The sequence below is a fragment of the Telluribacter roseus genome (genome assembly GCF_017355915.2).
In the GTDB taxonomy this organism is placed as follows: Bacteria; Bacteroidota; Bacteroidia; order Cytophagales; family Spirosomataceae; genus Telluribacter.
Genome location: NZ_JAFEUV020000005.1, coordinates 177446 through 199932, shown reverse-complemented (window position 1 = coordinate 199932; position 22487 = coordinate 177446). Strand labels below are relative to the sequence as shown.

At 51.1% G+C, this 22487-nt stretch carries 23 protein-coding genes and 2 tRNA genes; 16 read left to right on the top strand and 9 right to left on the bottom strand.

The features are described 5' to 3' along the window. Positions 1-46 precede the first annotated feature (46 nt). The 3 genes from JTN23_RS11845 to JTN23_RS11835 all read right to left on the bottom strand — a co-directional run bounded on the left by JTN23_RS11845 (position 47) and on the right by JTN23_RS11835 (position 1991). Positions 47-121, bottom strand: a tRNA-Val gene (locus JTN23_RS11845). Positions 122-141: 20 nt separating this feature from the next. After that, positions 142-1455, bottom strand: coding sequence for an MFS transporter (locus JTN23_RS11840; RefSeq protein ID WP_247235039.1), 1314 nt, complete (start codon positions 1453-1455; stop codon positions 142-144). Positions 1456-1541: 86 nt separating this feature from the next. Continuing rightward, on the bottom strand, positions 1542-1991 hold the full coding sequence (locus JTN23_RS11835) for a hypothetical protein (RefSeq protein ID WP_247235038.1): 450 nt from the start codon (positions 1989-1991) through the stop codon (positions 1542-1544). Positions 1992-2095: 104 nt separating this feature from the next. Here JTN23_RS11835 and JTN23_RS11830 point away from each other — a divergent pair, with 104 nt between their 5' ends. Beyond that, a complete protein-coding gene (locus tag JTN23_RS11830) occupies positions 2096-3742 on the top strand; it encodes a T9SS type A sorting domain-containing protein (protein ID WP_247235037.1) in 1647 nt (548 codons plus the stop codon). A gap of 28 nt (positions 3743-3770) precedes the next feature. After that, positions 3771-5795, top strand: coding sequence for a thioredoxin domain-containing protein (locus tag JTN23_RS11825; protein WP_247235036.1), 2025 nt, complete (start codon positions 3771-3773; stop codon positions 5793-5795). Positions 5796-5895: 100 nt separating this feature from the next. On the opposite strand, the gene ruvC is transcribed toward JTN23_RS11825, so the two are convergent. After that, positions 5896-6519: a crossover junction endodeoxyribonuclease RuvC gene (ruvC, locus tag JTN23_RS11820; protein WP_247235035.1), complete on the bottom strand. Its 624-nt coding sequence runs from the start codon at positions 6517-6519 to the stop codon at positions 5896-5898. Between ruvC and JTN23_RS11815 the strand changes: the two genes are divergently transcribed. The 8 genes from JTN23_RS11815 (at position 6518) to JTN23_RS11780 (ending at position 13536) form a co-directional block, all read left to right on the top strand. Continuing rightward, positions 6518-7522 (top strand): lysylphosphatidylglycerol synthase domain-containing protein, encoded by a 1005-nt coding sequence (locus tag JTN23_RS11815; RefSeq protein ID WP_247235034.1) that lies wholly within the window; start codon positions 6518-6520, stop codon positions 7520-7522. The genes ruvC and JTN23_RS11815 overlap by 2 nt on opposite strands. Continuing rightward, a complete protein-coding gene (locus JTN23_RS11810; RefSeq protein WP_247235033.1) occupies positions 7515-8651 on the top strand; it encodes a glycosyltransferase in 1137 nt (378 codons plus the stop codon). The genes JTN23_RS11815 and JTN23_RS11810 overlap by 8 nt, the downstream gene beginning before the upstream one ends. Before the next feature lie 31 nt (positions 8652-8682). Further along, positions 8683-9306, top strand: coding sequence for a polysaccharide deacetylase family protein (locus tag JTN23_RS11805; RefSeq protein ID WP_247235032.1), 624 nt, complete (start codon positions 8683-8685; stop codon positions 9304-9306). A 50-nt stretch (positions 9307-9356) separates the two neighbouring features. Next, positions 9357-10361 carry a glycosyltransferase gene (locus tag JTN23_RS11800; RefSeq protein WP_247235031.1) on the top strand — a complete coding sequence of 335 codons (1005 nt, stop codon included), beginning with the start codon at positions 9357-9359 and terminating at the stop codon, positions 10359-10361. 39 nt (positions 10362-10400) lie between these two features. After that, positions 10401-11174, top strand: a complete 774-nt coding sequence (locus JTN23_RS11795) for a TatD family hydrolase (RefSeq protein ID WP_247235030.1) — start codon at positions 10401-10403, stop codon at positions 11172-11174. A 27-nt stretch (positions 11175-11201) separates the two neighbouring features. Further along, positions 11202-12275 (top strand): asparaginase, encoded by a 1074-nt coding sequence (locus JTN23_RS11790; RefSeq protein ID WP_247235029.1) that lies wholly within the window; start codon positions 11202-11204, stop codon positions 12273-12275. A 48-nt stretch (positions 12276-12323) separates the two neighbouring features. After that, positions 12324-12410 (top strand) — tRNA-Ser (locus JTN23_RS11785). 448 nt (positions 12411-12858) lie between these two features. Continuing rightward, positions 12859-13536, top strand: a complete 678-nt coding sequence (locus JTN23_RS11780; RefSeq protein ID WP_247235028.1) for a glycoside hydrolase family 19 protein — start codon at positions 12859-12861, stop codon at positions 13534-13536. 127 nt (positions 13537-13663) lie between these two features. Here JTN23_RS11780 and JTN23_RS11775 read toward each other — a convergent pair whose 3' ends face one another. Beyond that, the gene (locus tag JTN23_RS11775) at positions 13664-13999 is read right to left on the bottom strand and encodes a hypothetical protein (protein WP_247235027.1); all 336 of its coding nucleotides are present in this window, start codon (positions 13997-13999) and stop codon (positions 13664-13666) included. A gap of 305 nt (positions 14000-14304) precedes the next feature. Between JTN23_RS11775 and JTN23_RS11770 the strand changes: the two genes are divergently transcribed. Then, the gene (locus JTN23_RS11770; protein ID WP_247235026.1) at positions 14305-14604 is read left to right on the top strand and encodes a hypothetical protein; all 300 of its coding nucleotides are present in this window, start codon (positions 14305-14307) and stop codon (positions 14602-14604) included. Positions 14605-14691: 87 nt separating this feature from the next. Here JTN23_RS11770 and JTN23_RS11765 read toward each other — a convergent pair whose 3' ends face one another. Then, the gene (locus JTN23_RS11765; protein ID WP_247235025.1) at positions 14692-14892 is read right to left on the bottom strand and encodes a hypothetical protein; all 201 of its coding nucleotides are present in this window, start codon (positions 14890-14892) and stop codon (positions 14692-14694) included. A 373-nt stretch (positions 14893-15265) separates the two neighbouring features. Here JTN23_RS11765 and JTN23_RS11760 point away from each other — a divergent pair, with 373 nt between their 5' ends. Both JTN23_RS11760 and JTN23_RS11755 read left to right on the top strand, forming a co-directional pair. Beyond that, entirely contained in the window at positions 15266-15805 is a 540-nt protein-coding gene (locus JTN23_RS11760; protein ID WP_247235024.1) for a collagen-like triple helix repeat-containing protein, read from the top strand. Between the two features lie 159 nt (positions 15806-15964). Next, positions 15965-16264, top strand: coding sequence for a hypothetical protein (locus JTN23_RS11755; protein WP_247235023.1), 300 nt, complete (start codon positions 15965-15967; stop codon positions 16262-16264). A gap of 5 nt (positions 16265-16269) precedes the next feature. Here the strand turns inward: JTN23_RS11755 and JTN23_RS11750 are convergent, their stop codons facing one another. Further along, a complete protein-coding gene (locus JTN23_RS11750; protein ID WP_247235022.1) occupies positions 16270-16803 on the bottom strand; it encodes a dihydrofolate reductase family protein in 534 nt (177 codons plus the stop codon). Positions 16804-16941: 138 nt separating this feature from the next. Between JTN23_RS11750 and JTN23_RS11745 the strand changes: the two genes are divergently transcribed. After that, positions 16942-17469, top strand: a complete 528-nt coding sequence (locus JTN23_RS11745) for a collagen-like triple helix repeat-containing protein (protein WP_247235021.1) — start codon at positions 16942-16944, stop codon at positions 17467-17469. Positions 17470-17522: 53 nt separating this feature from the next. On the opposite strand, the gene JTN23_RS11740 is transcribed toward JTN23_RS11745, so the two are convergent. Next, a complete protein-coding gene (locus JTN23_RS11740; RefSeq protein WP_247235020.1) occupies positions 17523-18485 on the bottom strand; it encodes a DNA/RNA non-specific endonuclease in 963 nt (320 codons plus the stop codon). A gap of 197 nt (positions 18486-18682) precedes the next feature. On the opposite strand from JTN23_RS11740, the gene JTN23_RS11735 reads away from it, so the two are divergent. Both JTN23_RS11735 and JTN23_RS11730 read left to right on the top strand, forming a co-directional pair. Next, a complete protein-coding gene (locus JTN23_RS11735) occupies positions 18683-20179 on the top strand; it encodes a helix-turn-helix domain-containing protein (RefSeq protein ID WP_247235019.1) in 1497 nt (498 codons plus the stop codon). A gap of 228 nt (positions 20180-20407) precedes the next feature. Continuing rightward, positions 20408-21328 (top strand): sterol desaturase family protein, encoded by a 921-nt coding sequence (locus JTN23_RS11730; protein ID WP_247235018.1) that lies wholly within the window; start codon positions 20408-20410, stop codon positions 21326-21328. Here the strand turns inward: JTN23_RS11730 and JTN23_RS11725 are convergent. Next, the gene (locus JTN23_RS11725; protein ID WP_247235017.1) at positions 21321-22484 is read right to left on the bottom strand and encodes an acyl-CoA dehydrogenase family protein; all 1164 of its coding nucleotides are present in this window, start codon (positions 22482-22484) and stop codon (positions 21321-21323) included. The two genes, JTN23_RS11730 and JTN23_RS11725, sit on opposite strands and share 8 nt — an antisense overlap. Positions 22485-22487 lie beyond the last annotated feature (3 nt).

The window sequence follows — 22487 nt, the reverse complement described above, 5'->3', positions numbered from 1 at the left end:
CAAAAAGCCTCCAAATCTAAGGATTTGGAGGCTTTGACATATACTGTAGGACGTAGCGGGCTCGAACCGCTGACCTCCGCCCTGTCAAGGCGGCGCTCTGAACCAACTGAGCTAACATCCTGCGCTTGGTTGGCAAATATACTAATTTCCGGTACTGTCCAAACGGATGCGATATACTTTTTGTGATGGTATACGGGAAAGCAATACCAGCCCTACCACAAAGATCAGCAGCAAAGCCAACACGCTGTTACGCATACTACCGGTAACCTGCTCAACCAGACCGTACACCAGTGTACCCAGTACTATGGAGACTTTTTCGGTGACATCATAGAAGCTAAAATAAGAGGCGGTGTCCTGCGTATCGCTGGGCAGGAGCTTGGAGTACGTAGCCCGCGACAGCGACTGAATACCTCCCATCACCATGCCTACTACTCCGGCCAGTATAAAAAACTCCATTTCCTGAGTAATGAAGTAGGCACCGGTACAGATCCCAATCCAGACGGCCACGCCGATCATCAGGGCGTAAATATTACCCAGCCTTCCCGACAGGTAAGCAAACAGGTACGAACCCGCGATAGCCACCAACTGAATGATGAGTATCGTCATGATCAGGCTCTGATCGGGTAGCTTCAGCTCATTGGCACCGAATATGGTAGCTACATACATGACCGTCTGTACCCCCATATTGTAGATAAAAAAAGCCAGCAGGAAACGGGTCAGGTTGACCTGGGTACGTACCTGCCCGAATACTTTCTTCAGCTCCCTGAATCCGTTGAATATCCAGTTGCCCTCACTTTTCTTATTGTAGGTATTGTCGGGCAGGTACCGAAACGGGATCTGCGCAAAGAGGATCCACCATACCCCCACCGTCAGGAAAGAGATACGCGCCGGCAGGGAAGGGTCGGTAATGCCGTACATATCCGGGAAAAGTATCATCGTTAGGTTAAATACCATCAGCAGCACACTCCCAATGTACCCCATCGAAAAGCCCCGGGCGCTGAAGCGGTCGAAGTTCTCTTCGGTAGCAATCTCCGGCAGAAATGAGTTGTAGAACACGATACTCCCACTCCACCCGATCAGGCTCAGCATAAAGGCCAGTACCGAGATGGTCAGGGTGTCGCGGGTAAAGAAGTACAGAAAGGCACAGCTGGCGGCTCCGGTGTAGCAGAATATCTTCATGAACAGCTTCTTGCGGCCCGCATAGTCGGCAATGGCCGTGCAGAACGGTATTAGAAAAGCTACCAGAAGAAAGGAAATGGAAACCGAATAGGAAAAAAGTACGGAACTCTTGATGGAGAAGCCTAAGAACTGGATGGTGTCGCCTCCCTGCTCATTCCGGGCCGTAGCGCTGAAGTACACAGGAAATATACTGGAAACGATTACCAGCGAGTGAACTGAGTTGGCCCAGTCGTACATACACCATGCATTGATGGTGCGAGGATTATTTTTCTGCATGAGGGAAATATTTGGACGCAATATAAAAAAAGCGGCAGGTATTACCTGCCGCTCCTGTTTCCAAATACTATTCTTTGGCTGATTTCTTACTGGATCACCGGTTCAAACACCAGGTGAGCATCCTGCTGTACGCCACTGACCGGTACGCGGTTCTTCAGGGTCATCTTGGCACGGGACAATTCCACTACTCCAAAAGCTCCCTTAAACTGGCTTACCTCTATGTCCAGAACCTGTGAGTCATCTTTGAGGTACCAGGTTCCCCCGTTCACTACCTGGCGGGTAGTGCGATCCAGGGCTTTGGTCACATTATTATCAAAAAACTGGATATCAAACAGATAGATAGCCTGAGTCTCAAAATTCAGTTGATTAGACGGAATGGCCTTCCCGTTTATGTCTGTAACGGATTTCAAACGCCATGGGTTAGAGACAAGTACTTTGTCCTTCGTCTGATTTACAGGCTCCGGGTTTGAGTTATTGCAGGCGGCAAAAAGGCCTACAAAAGCCAAAACCGTTAAATAAGTCAGAAAACGATTCATATAGTCGGACAGTTTTTATTAGGGATTCCCGGCAATGTTAAAGATTTTTGCAAAAGTAACGAATGAATGCGGTCAAATCTTATTAAGTGGTGAACTTTAAAAAAATGTACCAACGAATTCTACTTTTTACGGTCATACTACTCGTGCATCAGCAAGCGCTGTGTCAGCTTTGCGAGCCCGCTTATAAACTGGATCCCGTCAAAACCAGCAATACCATTGAGTGGTCCAAGTTTCCCGAGTTCAAAGTACCCTTTACCATCATCTACGAAGGTCCTCGCTTTGGTGATACACAATCCCGACCACTACGGCACGGATTCAGCCACCTGGCCCACTTCAGCGGGGCCGAAGGGAGTACCCTGCCCGTACAGAACCGGGCCATTCTGTGGAACTCGGTAGCTACCGTTGACAACAAGCAGCCCTGGTCCATCTACCTATTGGAAAGCCCCTGGGGCAACGATACGACTCTGTACCGAAACTACTGGAACAACTACCTGGGTATGCTGGCCAACCAGTTTGACAATTCGCGAGGTACCGGGGTACCCAGGGCCGATATCATATGCCTGGATGTGGAACGTATGCAGGAGGAGGACCGGGACATACTCAGACTTAAAACGGATCGCCGTGTACCTGAGCCGTTTCTTTCCCTCCCGGATGCTGAGTTCCTAAGTACCTACAAGCAGGATATCCGCTGGTGGTATAGCGAAGCCGTACGCCACCTCAAAAGCAAAGGCCTGGACCCGTCTACTAAAATAACCAGCTACAGTGATGTACCCGTTCGGGGTACCTGGCTGAACATCACCGCCAACAACTGGCAGGACTGGACCACCAATCCACAGCGTACCCACTACCTGATGCAGGATAATAGTGGAAGAGTAGGCGGCCCGTTCTATGAGCAAATGGACCTGCTGACTCCCTCCGCTTACTACTTCTATCCGTACACCAATCCCCTGGGTAAGGACTACCTCTCGTACCTGCTGTTTCAGGTGGAGGTAAACCGAGCCTGGAGTGACAAGCCCATTGTACCTTTTGTGTGGCTGCGCTACCATACCAGCTTCTCACCAGAGGCCAATCAGATTCCTGATTTTATGGCTCAGGCCACCGCTATTTTCCCTTTTTTCTCCGGTGCTAAGGGATTGTGGCTATGGGAAAGTCTTCAATACGAACGCAACCGTCAGGAAAACTACTCCACCTACGAGCACTTTATCTATGGTCTTTACCGGCTCTCGGAGCATGCCGATATGTTTCAGGGCAACTACGAGCTGGTGATCCCCCAGTCGGCGCGGGACCACATGGAGCTCCGCAATCCGATCTGGCGGGGGGTGGTTAAGGGTGACCGCATCCTGATTGCCGCTCAGAATACCTACGCTACCGAAACCCAGGAAACGGAGGTAACGGTAGCCTACCGCAACTGGTACCGGACTATCACCCTCAAAGGCCGCGAGGTATTCCTGTGCAGCTTTGACCTCAACGATATTATCGCCTCCGACGAAACCTACCTGGCCGATGCCCGACTGTATCCCAATCCGACCAGCGAGCAAGCCTACATGATCCTTACGGGAGTAGGCGGCGGGGAGGTAGATTTCACACTGACTGACGTACGAGGTACAGTTATTTTGGAAAACAAGTACCAGGTATATCCTGGTGACTCACGCCACGAGCTCAACTTGCCTGGCCTGGCTCCCGGTGTGTACATAGCTCGTATAGCGGGCAAGGACAAAGTCCTGACCCGGCGGCTCGTGATCGCCAAGTAGTATTTCCAATAACTTGACCCAAAGCAGTGTGAACAGATTAGCCAACGAAACCAGCCCCTACTTACTCCAGCACGCCCACAACCCGGTAGACTGGTACCCGTGGGGGGATGAAGCACTCCGCAAAGCCCGGGAAGAAAACAAGCCCATCCTGGTTAGTATTGGCTACTCGGCCTGCCACTGGTGTCATGTGATGGAGCGGGAGAGCTTCGAGAAGGAGCAGATCGCGGCCATCATGAACGACAACTACGTGTGTATAAAGGTGGATCGGGAGGAACGACCGGACGTTGATGCCGTATACATGGATGCTCTGCAGGCGATGGGTACCCGCGGGGGCTGGCCGCTCAATGTGTTCCTGCTGCCGGATGCCAAACCATTCTATGGAGTTACCTACCTCCCCCCCCAGAACTGGGCCAACCTGCTGCTGAGTATCAAAACTGCCTTTACCGATCACCACAAAGAGCTGGTCGAATCGGCGGAGGGCTTCGTGCAGAACATGATCATGAGCGAAACCGAGAAGTACGGCCTCGCTACTACCTCTGACTCCTATACGGAGGACGAAGTGGATACCATGTTTGAAGTACTGAGGCGCAACTTTGATAGAGCCAAGGGCGGCATGAACCGCGCGCCCAAGTTTCCGATGCCTTCTATTTACAAGTTTCTGCTCAGGTACTATGACCTTACCCAGCATCCCGAAGCCATTGCCCAGTTGGAAACCACATTGGATCGCATTGCTCTGGGAGGTATCTACGACCATGTAGGAGGTGGATGGGCCCGCTACTCCGTCGATGACGAATGGTTTATCCCCCACTTCGAAAAGATGCTCTACGACAACGCCCAGCTACTGAGCGTCTACGCCGAAGCCTACACCCTTACCCGTAAACCTCTGTATGCCGATCGCCTAAGGCAAACCATCCAGTGGTTGCAGCGTGAAATGCAATCGCCGGAAGGTGGCTTTTACTCGGCACTGGATGCAGACAGTGAAGGTGTAGAAGGCAAGTACTACATCTGGACCGAAGCCGAACTACGGGAAGTACTGGGGCCGGATTTCGACTGGTTCACTAAGCTGTATTCTATCAGTACGGAGGGCAATTGGGAGGATGGCCACAACCACCTGCACCTCACCCACCCGGCCGACGACACCGCAAAATTAAAGGGTATTTATACCGATGATTTTAGGCAGAAATACCAGCAGGCTCTCAAAAAGCTGGCAGAGGCTCGTGTCTCGCGGGTACGCCCCGGACTGGATGATAAAATACTGGCCTCGTGGAATGGACTGCTGCTGAAAGGGCTCACGGACGCGTACCGGGCATTAGGAGATGAATCCGTACGGGCGTCGGCGCTGGGTGTAGGCGAATTTATTCTCACCCGCATGACCGAAAATGGAAGGCTCTGGCACAGCTATAAGCAGGAGAAAGCCACCATCACGGCTTTTCTGGAAGACTACGCGGCCGTAGCCGAAGGGTACCTGGGACTCTACCAGATCTCCTTTGACGAGAAATGGCTCCTGGAAGCGCAGGTACTTTGTGACTACGCCCTGGCCAACTTCTACGATCCGCACGACGAGTACTTCTACTTTACGGACGCTGCCGGTGAATCATTGATAGCCCGTAAGAAGGAGATCATTGACAATGTCATTCCGGCCTCCAACTCCATCATGGCTCACAACCTGTATACACTGGGGGTACTGCTGGACCGGGAAGACTACCAGGCTGTTTCGGATAAGATGCTGTCCAAAATGCGGAAGATTATGCTGACGGATGTGCAGTGGGTGACCAACTGGGCGGCCCTGTACTGTACCCGCGTCACCCCCACGGCTGAGATCGTACTGGTGGGGCCTGATGCGGATCAGTTCCGCCAGGAGATAGAGTACTATTTTATACCGAATAAAGTAGTAGCGGGTACCCCGACTGCCTCTATCCTGCCTCTGCTGGAAGGTCGGACTACCATTCAGGATAAGACTGCCATTTATGTCTGTTTTAACAAAACCTGCCAGCTACCTGTTACGACAGTAGAGGAAGCCCTGCAGCAGCTAAAAGAGGCAAGGAGTATGTAGGTAGGTATTAATAGTGGAGAGTTAGGCTATCAGTAGCTTTTAGATTTATGGAGTATAAACCAGAGTGACTCATAAACTATACACTCATCAACTTCTACACTTACTTGAGTCGTTCCGGATTCTCGTTAATGAAAGCTCCCCAACCTCCTTTTTTGGCTTTCTTGCCCGAGCCTCCGCCTCCTATCGAAGCAGGAGCTGTGGCGTGATAGTGGTGACAGATAGCAATGGCAATACCGTCGGTAGCATCCATAAACTCCCGGCTAAGCTCCATTTTGAGAATATTCTCGAGCATGTAGGCTACCTGCTCTTTGGTAGCGTTCCCATTGCCTGTTACTGACTGCTTTATCTTTTTTGGGGAGTACTCAACGATGGGTATACCACGTGAGAGAGCCGCTGCCATGGCCACTCCCTGAGCGCGTCCGAGTTTGAGCATCGACTGGGCATTTTTACCGAAAAACGGGTCCTCAATGGCCATTTCGTCGGGCAGGTACTCGTCGATAAGCTGACTGATGCGTTCAAAGATTTTCTTTAACTTCAACTCATGGGTACTATATTTGCTGAGATGGATGACCCCGTACTGAACCAAACTAATCTGCTGGTTTTTGATCATAATAACCCCGTATCCGGTTACCTGCGTACCCGGATCTACCCCAATAATAATCTTCTCGGTCGCTACTACGCTGGTGGCTACTACGCCGGTTCCCACTCCTTTTTGACTCATCATGGTGCAAGATAAACAACTACCACTTCCAAACGAAAAAACAGTTTCCCGAAAGCTGTGGTGGTTGCTTAAATTTTTCGTAACCGGACTTGTACTCAGCTATATATTTTCGACTCTTCAGTCGGAGCAGAAAGGCGTACAGGCCATAGGTGTAGTATTGGGTCAACTATGGGTAAAAGAAAATATCTTCACAATACTAACCATGCTCCTGCTGGTACCGGCCAACTGGGCACTGGAGAGCCTGAAGTGGAAGCGCCTCGCCCAGAAGGCAGTACCTATCACCTTTAGCGAGGCATTTCGAAGTACCCTTACCGGTCTGGCTGTTGGAGTGGCCGTGCCGGCCCAGTTGGGTGATACTCTGGGGCGGGTAGCCTCATTGCGTTCTGATAAGCGCCTGTTAGCCATTGGGGCGGCAGTGGTCTCCAACGGTATCCAGTTTTATGTCTCGCTGGTGGTAGGGCTGGTGAGCTGGTCACTGGTCGGTAGTGCCGTTCCGGTTACGCCTATGGTATCGGCTGTTATTACAGGAGTCCTGGTGTTTTTGGTGCTGCTGGGGCCACTGGTGGCTTACTTTCGCCGCCCGCTGACGCGCTGGAAAACGAAAAATAGCTTTATACAGAAGATTTCCCCCTACTTTCAGGTGATAAGCCAATACGACGCGACCGACCTGCTGACACCTCTCCTGTACGGCTTGCTGCGCTATCTGGTGTTCATGCTGCAGTTTGTACTGGCGCTAACGCTATTTGATTTCCCCCTCTCCCTCATCGAACTTAGCGCCTGCGTAGGGCTTATCCTACTGGCCAAAACCATCATTCCGGCCATTAATCTGTTTGGCGATCTCGGACTCAGGGAGTTTATTGCCCTATTTTTGTTCAGCCACTACGGTCTGCCTTCCGAGCAGGTGATTACGGCTACGCTGCTGGTGTGGGCGATTAATATCCTTGGACCGCTATTGGTAGGTATCGTACTGGTGTGGCAGCACAAATGGATTTCCCGACATGATTGAAATACTTGTAGATATACTTTGGGTACTTATTGGGAGTTACTCCCTGTTTACGTTTGGTTTGTTGTTTCTGTGGCGATCCATTCCGAAGAACAAGATGGATGGAAAGACTACCTCCACCACTCTTTCGGTGATTATACCGGTGCGAAACGAAGCCGCTAATATCCTCCACCTGTTAGGGGACCTCGAGAGGCAGTCGCTCCCCTACCACCAATTTGAGGTAATCATTGTAGATGATGCCTCAACGGACACTACCGCCGAACTGGTACGTACGTTCCAGTCAGGTACAGACTGCCGGGTACACCTGCTTCCCCTTACCGATAGCTTTACGGAGTCACCTAAAAAACGGGCTATTGAATCCGCCATTCATATAGCCAAAGGTACCCTGATCGTTACCACCGATGGTGATTGCCGTGTTGGGGCGGGCTGGCTGGAGGCGATTGCCACCTGCTACGAACAGTCCTCAGCCCGCCTGATCAGCGGACCAGTCACCTTTACCCCCGAAACCTCCCTCACCGATCACCTCCAGACGGTGGAGTTTTCGAGCCTGATTGGTAGTGGTGCCTGTACCATAGCCGCCGGTAAGCCTACCATGTGCAATGGTGCCAACCTCGCCTATACCCGGGAAGTATTTTTTGAAGTGGAAGGCTTTGAAGGTACCCGGCACGTGGCATCCGGCGATGATGAGTTTCTGCTGCACAAGATCGCCTCCCGCTACCCCGACCACGTCCAGTTTCTGAAGCAGACCGAATCCATTGTACAAACAGGGCCGCACAGACAGTGGAAGCAGTTTTACCGGCAGCGGAAGCGCTGGGCCAGCAAGTGGAAACACTATAAGAGCAAGTCGCCTGTGATACTGGCGCTGTACGTTTTTAGCTGTAATGCCGCTCTATTGGTAGCTCCCCTACTGGCACTGGCTGGATTTATAGGGCCCACTACCTTGCTGGCCATGCTGCTGCTGAAGTGGGTACCTGAGTGGTTTTTTATTGGCCGGGTACTCTGGTTCCTCAAGAAGCGGGGGTCCATACCCTACATCCCGCTGGTGCAGCTGATCTACCCATTCTACGTAACGTTTTTTGGTTTGGCCGTTCAGCGCCCCGAGTACGAGTGGAAGGGCCGCAAGCTGGTGTAGCTTATAGAAGTATTAACTATTCAGATAGTCCATGTTTTTGCATTATTCTCCCTTCTGGCTGAAAGCTATTTTTCCGAAGTACCTGTGGCACGTGCCTACCCGGGAGAAGAAGCTTTACCTTACGTTTGATGATGGCCCCATTCCGGACATTACCGAGATGGTACTTGACACACTGGCCCAGTACCGGGCTAAGGCTACTTTTTTCTGCATTGGGGACAATGTCGGCAAACATCCGGCTATCTACCAGAAAGTACTGGCGGCGGGGCACTCCGTAGGTAATCATACGTTCAACCACCTCAACGGCTGGAAAACCGAAGATGCCACCTACCTGGCCAACATCGAAAAATGCGGCCGACAGCTCCACCTGCCTACCCGACTCTTCCGCCCGCCCTACGGCCGGATCAAAAGGAGCCAGGCTCGTGTAGTAACTGCTGACAGACAGGTAGTGATGTGGGATGTACTTAGTGGGGATTTTTCGAAGGAGGTAAGCCCCCAAACCTGCCTCCGCCAGACGCTCCGGCACACCAGAGTCGGGTCCATCCTGCTTTTTCACGATAGTATCAAAGCGGCTCCCAACATGCAATACGCTGTGCCCAGGATACTGCAGCATTTTTCGGAAGCAGGCTATACCTTTGAGGCACTACCCATGCAGTGAGTCATGGTACAGTTTTATAAGCTCTGTCTGCAAATAGATCTATATCAACTTTGGAAGAGAATATACAGGTAAGTGTACTGATTGCTGCCCGCAACGAAGAAGCCAACATCGAACGTTGCCTGCAGGCTTTGTATGAACAGCACTTCCCGCACCAGCAGATCGAGATCCTGATTGGCGACGACCAGTCCACTGATAACACCGCCCAAATTATACTGGAGTTCATTGCTGATAAACCCCAGTTCAGGTACTTCCTCATTGAGCAGGAGGTAGCCGGACTCAAAGCCAAAGCCAACGTGCTGGCGCAGCTCGCTCACCACGCCCGCGGCCGGTACTTCCTGTACTGCGACGCGGATATTACGGTACCTGCTGATTGGGTGACTAATATCCTGAAGCACTTCACTCCCCAGGTAGGTATAGTAGTAGGCGTAACCCGCATGCAATCCACCGGCTACTTCTCCGACCTGCAGTCGCTCGAGTGGATGTTCATTATGGGCGGCGTGCGGTTTTTGGCCCTTTTCAAAATACCCGTTACCGGTATGGGCAATAATATGGCTGTGACGGCCGAGGCCTACCGCCAGATTGGTGGCTACGAGCGCATCGGCTTTAGTATAGTGGAAGACTACGCCTTGTTCATCACCATAGTCCGGAGTGGGTACCGGTTTGTCCAGGCATTTGAGGAGGGAATACTGGCCCGCTCGGAACCGGTACCTACCTATGGCGAACTGATGAAGCAACGGAAACGTTGGACTGTAGGAGCCATGAAGCTCGCCTGGCCCCTGCGGCTATTCTCCTTTATCACGGCTCTGCTCTTACCGGCTCTGGTAGTTATGGCATTCTGGTACCCGGAGGAGAGTCTGAGAATAGCGATAAACCACTACCTCCACCTTACCTTCGCGGCGGGTGTTATTGTAGTCGCACTCCGGCAGTGGGACCTCCTAAAGGTAGTGCCGGTATTCTGGTTTTATACCATGGGCAACTTTACCTGCATGCTGGTCAACTACTACCTGCCCAGTCCGACGGTCTGGAAAGGCAGGCAGTTTTCGCATGCTAATTAAGATATAAATTAGTGAGTACTATAAAGAATAGAATTAGAAATGATTGAAACACACGCTCATATATACGATGAGCAGTTTGCGGAAGAACGTGATGCGATGTTCCAGCGCGCCTGGCAGGCAGGTATACAACAGATATGGATGCCTAACTGCGACCATGGTACCATCGAAGGCATGATGCAACTCGCCGAACAGTACCCCCAACGCTGTCTGCCCATGATGGGCCTGCATCCTACTTATGTAAAAGAGGGATTCGAGAAGGAATTACAGATCGTGGAAGACTGGCTGGCCAAGTACCCCTTCCTGGCTGTGGGTGAGATAGGCATGGACCTCTACTGGGATACGACCTTCCGGGCTCAGCAGGAAGAGGCCTTTCTGGTACAGTGCGGACTGGCTCGCAAGCATAACCTCTGGATCGACATTCATAGTCGCAGCGCCTTCTGGGAAACCGTAGCCCTGATCGAAAAATTTGCCGATCCAGAGCTGACGGGTATCTTCCACTGCTTTGTGGGTACACTGAAAGAAGCCAATAAAGCCATAGAACTGGGCTTTAAGTTGGGTATAGGCGGGGTAGTTACCTTCAAGAATGGTGGCCTGGATAAGGTACTGCCGCACGTGGATCTGGAACATCTGGTACTGGAGACGGACAGCCCGTACCTGGCGCCGGTACCCTACCGGGGCAAGCGCAACGAACCCCTGTACCTGGACCTGGTGGCCCAGCGCGTCGCAGACCTGAAGCAGATATCCAAAGCCGAGGTAATAGCAGCAACCACGCGCAATGCCCAGTCCTTTTTGCCCGCCAAGGTGGCCCACTAATCAGGTCTTCCGACCCATGTTTTGACTATGGAGTATAAAAAAGTACACATCAATCCCGTTTCACCCGAGCCTCCCCGGGCGTCTGTGCTGGTTATCTATACGGGAGGAACACTGGGAATGGTGTTTGAGACCAAAGGACGGCAGCTCGTACCCTTTGATTTTGAGCAGGTCATCGAAAAAGTACCTGAGATCCGCAGGCTCGACTTTGAGATTACCTTCCTTACCCTCACCGAGCCCATCGACTCTTCCAACATGAAGCCGGCCATATGGGTGGAGATCGCTCAGATCATCTACAATCAGTACGCTGAGTTCGATAGCTTCGTGATCCTGCACGGTACCGATACCATGGCCTATACGGCTTCGGCCCTGAGCTACCTGCTGGAGAACCTCAACAAACCGGTGATCCTGACGGGAGCGCAGCTTCCCATTGGGGTAGCGCGTTCCGATGCCCGCGAAAATTTCATTACTGCCCTGGAGATCGCCGCGGCCACCAACGAGCAGGGGCATCCGATCATTTCGGAGGTGTGTATCTACTTCAACTCGGTACTACTGCGTGGCAACCGGGCCAAGAAGCAGGAGAGCTCCGACTTCAACGCGTTTCATTCGCAAAACTACCCCCACCTGGCCAACGCTGGAGTGCGTATAGAGTACAACCACCCCTACATAGCTCCCTACCAGCCTGGCTCGTCGCTGCGGCTCCATACCAAACTGGATCGTAACGTGACATTTCTGAAGCTGTTCCCGGGGATCTGTCGCAAGGTGGTCAGCTCTATATTGGAAATAGAAGGACTAAAGGGAGTAGTGATCGAGACTTTCGGTGCGGGCAATGCCCCTACGGATCACTGGTTTCTGGATGAGCTACGGATGGCCATTGAGCGGGGCCTCATCCTGTACAACGTCTCGCAGTGTGACGGCGGCCGGGTTACCCAGGGCCAGTACCAGACCAGCAAGTACCTGAAGCAGATTGGCGTAGTAAGTGGCTCAGATATTACGGCCGAGGCTGCTATTACTAAAATGATGTATGTGTTTGGTACCGAACTGGATAGCCAGCACTACCGCGACTTGCTCTCCACTCCCCTGCGCGGCGAAATGAGTATTTGATTTGCACAGATAGGTATTTGCGCTATATTTGCAGCCACTTTCCCGTATAGAGAGGTGCCCGAGTGGTTGAAGGGGCACGCCTGGAAAGCGTGTATACCGGCAACGGTATCGGGAGTTCGAATCTCCTCCTCTCTGCTAAAAGCCTTGTCCGATTCAGGATAAGGCTTTTTTTGTTTCTTCCAACAAAGTACACTTTCTACTCCAGTAAAGGCTTTACGTATCACAGGACTAGTCTTGTTCTCATCTCTTCCTAAGAAGTAGCCATATTCGCAGCATCTCAGTCTCTACTTCAAACTACTATCAGAACAAGTAACCATTCAATATAATTTGATAACTTATACTTGCAAATACCTGTAACTATCTGTATCTTAACACGTTTAATAGCCAGTACTTACTATACAAGGAGTAGACTTCCTTGATCTTCTCGTAGCGCTTCTTGTTTTGTCTGATGTAAGTAACCCGGAACGGGAATGGCATCAGCAAAGAATATACTTCTGATCGTAAAGTACTTCGATACGGCCACAGCCTGGGCCGTTCTGTGCGTTTGCTTCCTGCCCATCCATACTTTAACTACCTTATCACCATGATTCAAACCAATACCCTTATTGCCAGATTTCCGGCTTCCTCCATTGCCGACTACTATCCTTTTGCGCAGGAGATTTTTGAGTATGCCGAAATCAACACGCCCGAGCGGGAGTCGATGTTCTGGGCGCAGACCGGGCACGAATGCGCCAGGTTTACCTGCTTTGTGGAGAACCTCAACTACAGCGAAGCCCGACTGCCTCAGGTATGGCCGAAACGGTTTCGGGCTATCAAAGTTGGTGAACGTCGGGATGTACCTGTGTTTGCCGACGGCAAGCGTAATCCGGCTTACTATGCCAAAAATCCGGAGCGCCTGGCCAACTATGTCTACGCCAACCGACTGGGCAATGGGAACGAGGCCAGTGGCGACGGGTGGAGGTACCGGGGACGGGGTCCAAAGATGATCACCGGCAAAAGTAACTACGCGGCCCTTACCCGGGATATCGGATTAGGACTGGGCATTGATTTTGTCAAAGCGCCTGACCTGGTAGCTACTCCCCGCTTTGGTATGTGGGCGGCGGCCTGGTTCTGGAAAACCAACGGCCTCAATAAACTGGCCGATCAGAAGGATGTAATCAGGTCTACCCAGATCATCAACGGAGGGCTGACCGGACTAAAAGAACGAACTACCCTCTTTGATCTGCTCCTTAACGACGGTAGTAAGGATGGGTTAGCTTAGAGAGTTGTATACCTTTCATCTTAAGCTACTTAAAAGCTCTGCCTGAAAGTATAATCAATAAAGGCCCTGCTGGCAAAGCCAGCAGGGCCTTTTATATTGGAATGGTATGACTACTCAAGTACCTGAACTATCTGTTGATGGCCCGGTAGGTGCTGGTCAAAGAGTGGCATTGGGTGCAGCTACATATACTACATAGGTACTTGCCGCAGGTCCGGCATTCCTTTAGATGATTCAGAGGCAGAATGTGCTGGCAGCCGCTGCACTTGATTTCCTCTTCCTCGTTGAGCCATACCACATCAAAAACGGGCTCGGGAAGAAGTGGTTGATCAGTAAAGGCTGCCATGTACAGAACCTCATCCAATACGTCAGGTAGTTCGGAATGAGGCTTACTAACAATCAATTGACCATTGATCTCGCAGCTACCAACGATCTTTCCGTTGTCCGTGCGGCAAAGATTTAACATATACATTATAATAGAGGAGGGCTTAGCCGCCTTAATTGCAGCAATTTTCAGGCCAAAAACCAACCAGCCAGCACCTTCTGCTATAATATTCTTACTATCAAGTAAAAAGCCTAATCGTATTATGCCAACCGGCTGTATATGAACCATATATAAACATATACTATTAAATAAATTATATTGAGTACCAGTCCCCATACCTCCCCCACTTCAAGAACTTACTATGTTCTACTCTTTGATTTTCCCCTTGCCTCGTAACAGCTTCTTTACCACCTTTACCTAATTACTACTTTCACCTCCTTCTCCCAATGGATAAAAAGAAGCAAATACTTGAGCACTGCCAAGAAGCACACGCCTTAACTGAGCAGTGTTACCTCGAACAGCAGGCGATCAAAGGAAGCCCTGAGTGGCTCGAAAAACGTAAATATTTACTGGCGGATCTTTCGATCCACATGGTACAAGCGGCACTGCAGCAGGATAAAGCCGATCCCGCTCTGATCAGGCGATCGCTTTACTCGTTGCTCATGATTTGTGAAGATTTTATTCCGGATGCTGAATTGCTGCCAATGGCCCAAAAACTGATGGAACAACAGAAGGTAACGGATTAGCCTATTTTCTCACTTTTGTACAAAATGATCTAAAAGGAGATAAAGCAGGAGGCAATCGGAAGAATAGATGTGGTAAGGAAGCGAAGACTACTGCTGCAACTGGCAGAGAAAGTGATTACGGATCTCCTGACTTTCGAATTTCCAGATAATTTGTTTTTTCTTGCTCTTATTCAGTTGCAAGAAAATGACTAGGGGCTGTCCTTCCGGATTAGTGTCAGGAAGAACGGCATTGACCATGCTAAGATCAACGAATTCTTCCAGGGACGGATGTTTGATGAGATCGGCCATGCTAGTTATGGTAGTTTAGGGTGAAGAAAACTACATTCTGATCCACATAACTAACGGGCACCCTACGGCGACTGGTGGTACCCCCGAATTGTGTTTAGCAAAATATAAGTAAATGTAACGTATTTTTTTACTAAACGGTAGTAATTCCTTGAAAAACAATAATAACATCACATAGGCAAGCGCTTGAACACGTTCTTTGAGTCGAAGTGGGTACTTTTTAAACCAGGGAGCCTTTTACGGAGTAGTACCTGTAGAAACCATCAGACCAAGTACTAGTGGCAGGGAATTGGCTGCCGCCGGATGGCTTACAGGTCACTAAACACTGAAAATTGTCTTACATTGCTCATAATTCTCACCATCGCTCAAAAAACACATGAAAAAACTACTTCTGTTTTGTACGGTTCTGGTATTACTGGCTGCCTGTAAAGGCGAACAGGGTGACGTCGGACCACAGGGCCCCGCCGGGCCAGCCGGACCAATCGGAGCCGCCGGACCACAAGGTCCTGCCGGGCCCGCCGGACCACAGGGGCCCATCGGACAGCCTGGCGCCAGCCCGCAAATCTATGACTTTACGGCAGGGTTTGACTCCGGACTTTTTACCACTTTTGATTTCCCGACGGCGCTCGATTCTACCAATTTTGTGCTGGTTTATATTCAGAAAGATGCCAATCAGTACAGTATGCTGCCTTTCCGGAGCACGGCTTATACAGCCGATGGGGAAAACCTGATTTCGCTGGATCTGACGTTTGACTATACACCCAGGTTTCTGAACATCAATACCAACACCAGCAACATCCCGCAGAACTACGCGTTCAGATACCGGGTGGTGGTACTGAAGGGAATGCCTGCTGCACGTCTGGATATGGAGCGGTACCGCGATTATGCCAACCTGAAAAAGGACTACAATCTCTGATCCCGATTAGCAGTAAGCAGTACCTATTGCAGAGCAACCGAAAGGTTGCTCTTTTTTTGTGCCAGCCCCGAAAATCCAGTCTGGCCGCTTCGGTTTCGTGAACGGTAAGGTACTATTACCAGAAATTATATAATTTGGTTACAAATAAAGACCTCCCGCATGAAACGATTTGACATAGACAGCTTTATAGCCAAGGCCAAAACCCTGGATCTGGTTGACCTGATCATTTTCGCCAACGATGAAGTGGCCAAAGCCAGCCTGTACCTCAAATGCCTGAACGAATCCTCGTCCGAGTGGTTCAAGACCAGGTACTACCTCAGGTTTACGCAGAAAACGCTGCAATTTTTTCAGAAGGGAGGCAAGACGCTGGATGTGGAGTCGAACTTTCGCAGCCGCCTACAGCCCGTAATCGAAGCGCTCAGAAAAAAGGGGCAGCTGGCTCCTACTACTATGCACTAGCGTAGTCAGGAAGCTTGGCTGTCCTCCTTGATCAGGTACATCATTACTACTCCATTTTGATAAATAGCATGCTGGGCCAGCTTCAAGTTCTCCTGTCTGGTAACGGCCGGGAACAGCTCTATCCCCTCCCCCAGCACCAGGGGTATGTACGCCAGGATGTACTCGTCGATCAGTCCGGCATCGTGCAGGAGCGTATTGATTTCTCCTCCCCCTACCAGCCATATATCTTTCCCCTCGGTTGCTTTGAGCCCACGTACAAAGGCCACCGGATCAGCGGTAATTAGCTGCACGTCGGGAAGTACCTCCCGATCCGGGTGTCTGGAAAGTACATAGGAGGCTTTACCCTTGTAGTACCACTCCCCAAATCCCAGGCACACTTCGTAGGTCTTGTAGCCCATAATAACTGTATCAATGGAGTCATAAAATTCCTGATAGCCGTAGTCTTCACTGCTGGGATCGGGCAACCAGTCAATAGACCCGTCTTTACGGGCTATCTTACCATCCAGACTGGTCGCGATGTAGAGTATGAGCTTGCGCATAGGGTCAGTGTTTGGGTTCAGGTCTATAAATTAATACAGATTGGTGCCACCGATCAAGTTTGTATTGCGTATATCTAAAAGTGTACCTAACTTACTTTGAATTCAATTTATCCACTTATCCACTATTCCCATTACGTTATGCGCAAACTTATTCTACATTCAATGCTAGTGGTCCTGATCGGCCTGGGTTTTTCAGCTTGTAAAGGTCCTCAGGGTGAAATAGGTCCGGAAGGTCCTCAGGGACCTCAGGGCGTTCAGGGTGAGCAGGGCGAGCCAGGTACAGCCGGAGCTTTTCAGTTCTCAACCGGAGCCGCCGATACCGACGAATCAGGCGATGTAGTTTTTGCCCTTGAAGATCTTCCGGCCGATGCGGTAGCCAGTGTTGAAAAAGGTGTCATCCTGATCTACGCCAAAAGTCAGAACCTGTGGTTCCCACTACCCGGTATTGTTCTATTTGGAAATAATCAGGTATCTAATTATAGCTTTTTCTACGGCATGGAAGGTCAGAATCTGAATGTTTTCCTGCTGCAAACCAGCGAGACCGCACAGCGAAACTTCCAGGATATACGGGTAGTAGTAGTACCGGCTCTTAACGCCCGACTCAGCGCCGAACTAGATCTGAAAAATTACGAAGCAGTCAGAAAGGCCTTTAATCTGCCAGAATAACATAAAGCCGGGTAGTACCCGGCTTTTTTAGTTTTCATATCTACAAGAGCTCTCTACTTGCAGCTACAATACTCCTGCCCCACGTATACTTTATCGCCGGAGGTACCCAGGTAGTAGCAACCGCCCCGTGAGCCCAGGTACGTCACCTTGGAGTTATAACTACCGCAGGGCTTATCGGCCGCAGAGGTACCCAGCTCCTTCTGAAAGTTGTAACGTTTTTCTTTCAGTACCTCCATCCCATAGTTATCAGGCAGAAAGTGGTGCCCCGTCAGTTGTTCGAGTTGGGATAGCGTGATGACAAATTCATCCATTCGTTTTGAGCCCGCTTCCTCCCGGTTTGGCACCAGCAGGGTGATTACCCGGGTACCTTCATCCACACGGACCGCATCCGAATTCCCCTCCGGTAGTATCACGATCACCTTCCAGAGGTACTCCGGCACCACCACTCCCCCTTTCAACAGCTCAGCAAACCCACTGCTGCCTTTACCACCTATGCCCTGTGTACCAGAATAAATATACAGCTCGTTGCCCTTCTGCACCTCGTTGCGGCATTCCTTCTCTATCTCTACCCATAGCCCCCGGTTCAGCGCCGGGGCCTGGGGTACTATGTTGGTCATCACAAAGGTAGCCTCCTGACTGTCGGTACTGCGGGTGCGGTCGCCGGCCGGGCACAGGTGGCCCCGGTCAAAGCCGGTGCGGGTGTAGTAGTCGGACATAGCTTTCTTCCATTTCTTAGGCAGTGACTCATCAGCCCTGAACGAGCCTTCCCGTTCGGTGTTGGCCCGTATCCACGCCCCATCCAGGTGCCAGGCCACCCAGTTGGGTACCAGTTTGGATCGGTTGTAGGATATTGCCATTTCATCTTTCAGGAGCAGGTAGTTGTTGTCGTCACGGCGGTTGGCATCCGAAGGATTACCCAGAGCAAGATGCACCGAATGGGTACCCGGCGAAAAAAGGTCAAAGTCACAGGCCCCGAGGCTCCACGCCAGTACGAACAGGAGGAGTAGTTTTTTCATGCGGCAAAGGTATAGGCTGTTAGTACATTAGTTAGTACCTGATCAGTACAAAAAGGTAAGCCACGTACACCTACTTTTTTGTCCACACTGATGCTTTGGAGCCTGCCTTTGAGCTTGGAGATCTACTTTATTTGGGGTACTTTGCTGTGAACCCTAAATAAGTGGTAATTTTGCACTTTATATAAAATCGTGAATCAGTGGCTCTTAATACCGAGAATATACGTTTGGTCTTTGGCTTAAAGCTCAAACAACTCCGCCTGGATAAGGGAATGTCGCTCAGCGACCTTTCGCAGAAATCAGGCCTCTCTATATCTTACATCAACGAAATTGAAAAAGGTAAAAAATACCCCAAATCGGATAAAATAGTAGCCCTGGCGGCGGCCATGGATGTGGACTACGATACGCTGGTATCCATCAAGCTCAGCAAGCGACTCGAGCCCATTTCGGAACTACTTAGCTCTAATATCCTGACCGAGCTCCCCCTCGAACTATTCGGTATCGACCCCGCCAACCTGCTCGAACTCCTCTCGGATGCTCCTACCAAAATCAGTGCCTTTATAGGCACCCTAATCGAGATAGCCCGCAACTACAACATGTCGGTGGAGCAGTTTTACTTCTCGGCCTTGCGTACCTACCAGGAAATGCACGACAACTACTTTGAAGATATCGAGATAGCCGCCGAGCAGTTCCTGGCCGACCGCAGTATTAGCGATGAGATGATCCTGGACGAGAGGTACCTGGCCGATGTACTGCGTAAGGACTTTGGGTACAGCATCGAAGATATCAACGACAAGACCCACCCCGGTCTGCACGGAGTGCGCTCGCTGATTATCCCCCGCCCGCAAGCCAACCGCATCCTGATCAACTCCCAGCTGACCTCCATCCAGCGGGCTTTTGAGTACGGTCGGGAAATCGGGTACCAGTACCTCAAACTGAAAAACCGCCTGCATACTACTGCCCTGGTGGAGGCTGAGTCGTTTGAGCAGCTCCTGAATAACTTCAAGGCTTCCTACTTTGCCGGTGCCATCATCATCAAGCGTACGCTGCTGGTCCAGAAGCTGAAAGGCTTCTTCGCCCTCGATACCTGGCAACCCGACGTACTGGTCGATATGATCAGGTACTTCAATACAACCCCTGAGACCTTCTGCTACCGCCTCAGCAACGTACTGCCCCGCCACTTCGGCATCAAGCAGTTGTTCTTCCTCCGGTTTAGCAACTTCTCCGGCCAGAACCGCTTCGAGATGACTAAGGAGATGCACCTGGCCCGCAAGCACAACCCGCATACCGTAAAGGACGAGCACTACTGCCGCCGCTGGATAGCCCTGAATATCCTGCAGGAACTAGCCGAACAGCAGCCTGCCAAGGACTCCACCTCCATCCTGTGCCGGAGCCAGATCTCGCACTATGTAGATACCGCCGACGACTACTTTGTGGTGAGTTTTGCCAAGGGCATGGCAACTTCTGAGCACCTGAACGTGAGCGTAACGATGGGGATCTACCTGGACGAAGATACCCGGAAGGTCATCCGTTTTCTGGACGATCCCACCATCCGTCGCCGTGAAGTCAACGAGACCTGCGAGCGCTGCCGCCTCTTCAACTGTAAGGAACGCATGGCCGCGCCTACCGTACTTCAGAAGCGTCGTAAGAACGAGGAACTCCGAAAAGTGATACACCGGATGATTCAGGAAAACTAAATCACCGCAAGTTACTCACGCTCATTAAATAGAATTTTTCCGATATTAGAAATAGGTTAGAAACTCTCTGCTTTAAGGCATTTGATAAGCTCCTGATATATTTTTGCTGCGTCTTCAAGAGTCAAACTGGCTCTTGAAGACGTAAACCTTACTATCTGTCCAATCATATAACCTCAGCTGCATGAGGTATAGGTGCCTGATTGGCTTTCTGCAAAAATATTAGTTTTTATGCTGTCTACCTATGCGTTTGAAGAGTTGATCATACGTATTTCAACTCCTTTTTATCTTGGGCTGATTGGCCTGGAACTCTTTCTCACTCACTCACAACACCGTCAGTCTTACTCCCTTAAAGATACCCTTACCAATACCCTGCTGATGTTGCTGAACGGGGGCATTGACCTGCTGTTCCGAACCACATACGTAGGTATTCTGCTGTGGTTTTACATGCACCGGCTTACAGATCCCATCGTCAACCCGATGCTGTACTGGTTCCTGTTATTTCTGGCCGAAGACTTTGCTTTTTACCTGCTGCACTATGTTGATCACCACTGCCGGCTATTCTGGGCGGTACATGTTACCCACCACTCCTCCGAGCATTTCAACCTGACCACCGGCTTCCGCTCTTCGGTGTTTCAGCCTCTGTACCGGTTTATCTACTTCATACCGTTGGCCTTAGTAGGATTCCATCCGGCGGATATCGTGATTATGTACTCAGTTACCCAGATCTACGGTATTATCATCCATACCGAATCCATTAAGCGGCTGGGCTGGCTCGAGCATATTTTGGTTACGCCCTCCCACCACCGGGTCCACCACGCCTCCAATGTAGAGTACCTCGACAAGAACATGGGCATGTGCCTGATCATCTGGGACAAGCTGTTCGGTACCTTTCAGGAAGAGCTCCCGGATGTACCTCCCCGCTACGGTGTGACTAAACCGTCCGAAAATCCTAGTATCAGCTATACGATCTTCCACGAGTGGCAGGAAATCGGCCAGGACCTTCGTACAAACAAGAACTGGAAAACCAAACTGAAGTACCTGCTACGGGAGCCGGGCTGGTCGCCGGATGGCTCCAGAAAGACCAGCAAGGAACTGCAACGGGAAGCGGCCCAGGCCAAGCAGAAGGCAGCTCAGCCTGTAACTACTTAAAGGCGGGTAGCCCCGTAATATCTGCCCCCAGGATCAGCAGGTGGATATCATGGGTACCCTCGTAGGTAATTACCGACTCCAGGTTCATCATGTGGCGCATAATGGGGTACTCCCCCGTTATGCCCATACCTCCCAGTACCTGCCGGGCTTCGCGGGCGATATTCAGTGCCATGTCTACGTTATTTCGCTTGGCCATGGATATCTGCGCCGTTGTAGCCCGGCCTTCGTTTTTGAGGACGCCCAGTCGCCAACTCAGTAGCTGGGCTTTGGTGATTTCGGTAAGCATTTCGGCTAGTTTTTTCTGCGTAAGCTGAAAGGCCCCAATCGGCTTTTCAAACTGGATACGCTCAGCAGCGTAGCGGACAGCCGTTTCGTAGCAATCAATAGCCGCACCGATGGCTCCCCACGATATCCCGTAGCGGGCATTATCCAAGCACTGCAGGGGGGCGTTCAGTCCCAGGGCATGGGGTAGTAGGTTCGCCTTAGGCACCTTCACATTATCAAACACCAGCTCGCCCGTGGCACTGGTACGCAGCGACCATTTATTATGGATCTCGGGCGTAGTGAATCCCTCCATGCCCCGCTCCACCAGCAGCCCCTGTACCCGCCCCTGCTCGTTACGCGCCCACACTACGGCCAGGTCAGCGAAGGGGGAGTTAGAGATCCACATCTTGGAGCCATTGAGCAGGTAGTGGTCGCCCTCGTCAGTGAAGTGGGTTTTCATACCCGCCGGGTTGGAGCCGAAGTCTGGCTCGGTGAGGCCAAAGCAGCCTAACCATTCACCCGTAGCCAGGCGCGGCAGGTACTTCTGCTTTTGTTCGTCGGAGCCGAACTGATAGATGGGCCACATTACCAGCGAACTCTGTACCGACACCGTCGAACGCATACCCGAGTCGCCCCGCTCGATCTCCTGACAGATGAGCCCGTAGCTGATATAGTCGGAGCCGCCTCCCCCGTATTCGGTAGGTATGGTAGAGCCAAAGACACCTACTTCACCGAACTTCCGGACCAGGTGCCGGGGAAACTCAGCCCGCTGGGCGTAGTCTTCCATGATGGGTTTTATTTCACGGTCGGTAAATTCCTGGACCGCCTGCCGGATCATACGCTGCTCGTCGGTCAGTAGCTCATCTATCTTGTAAAAATCGCTGTTGATCATTTT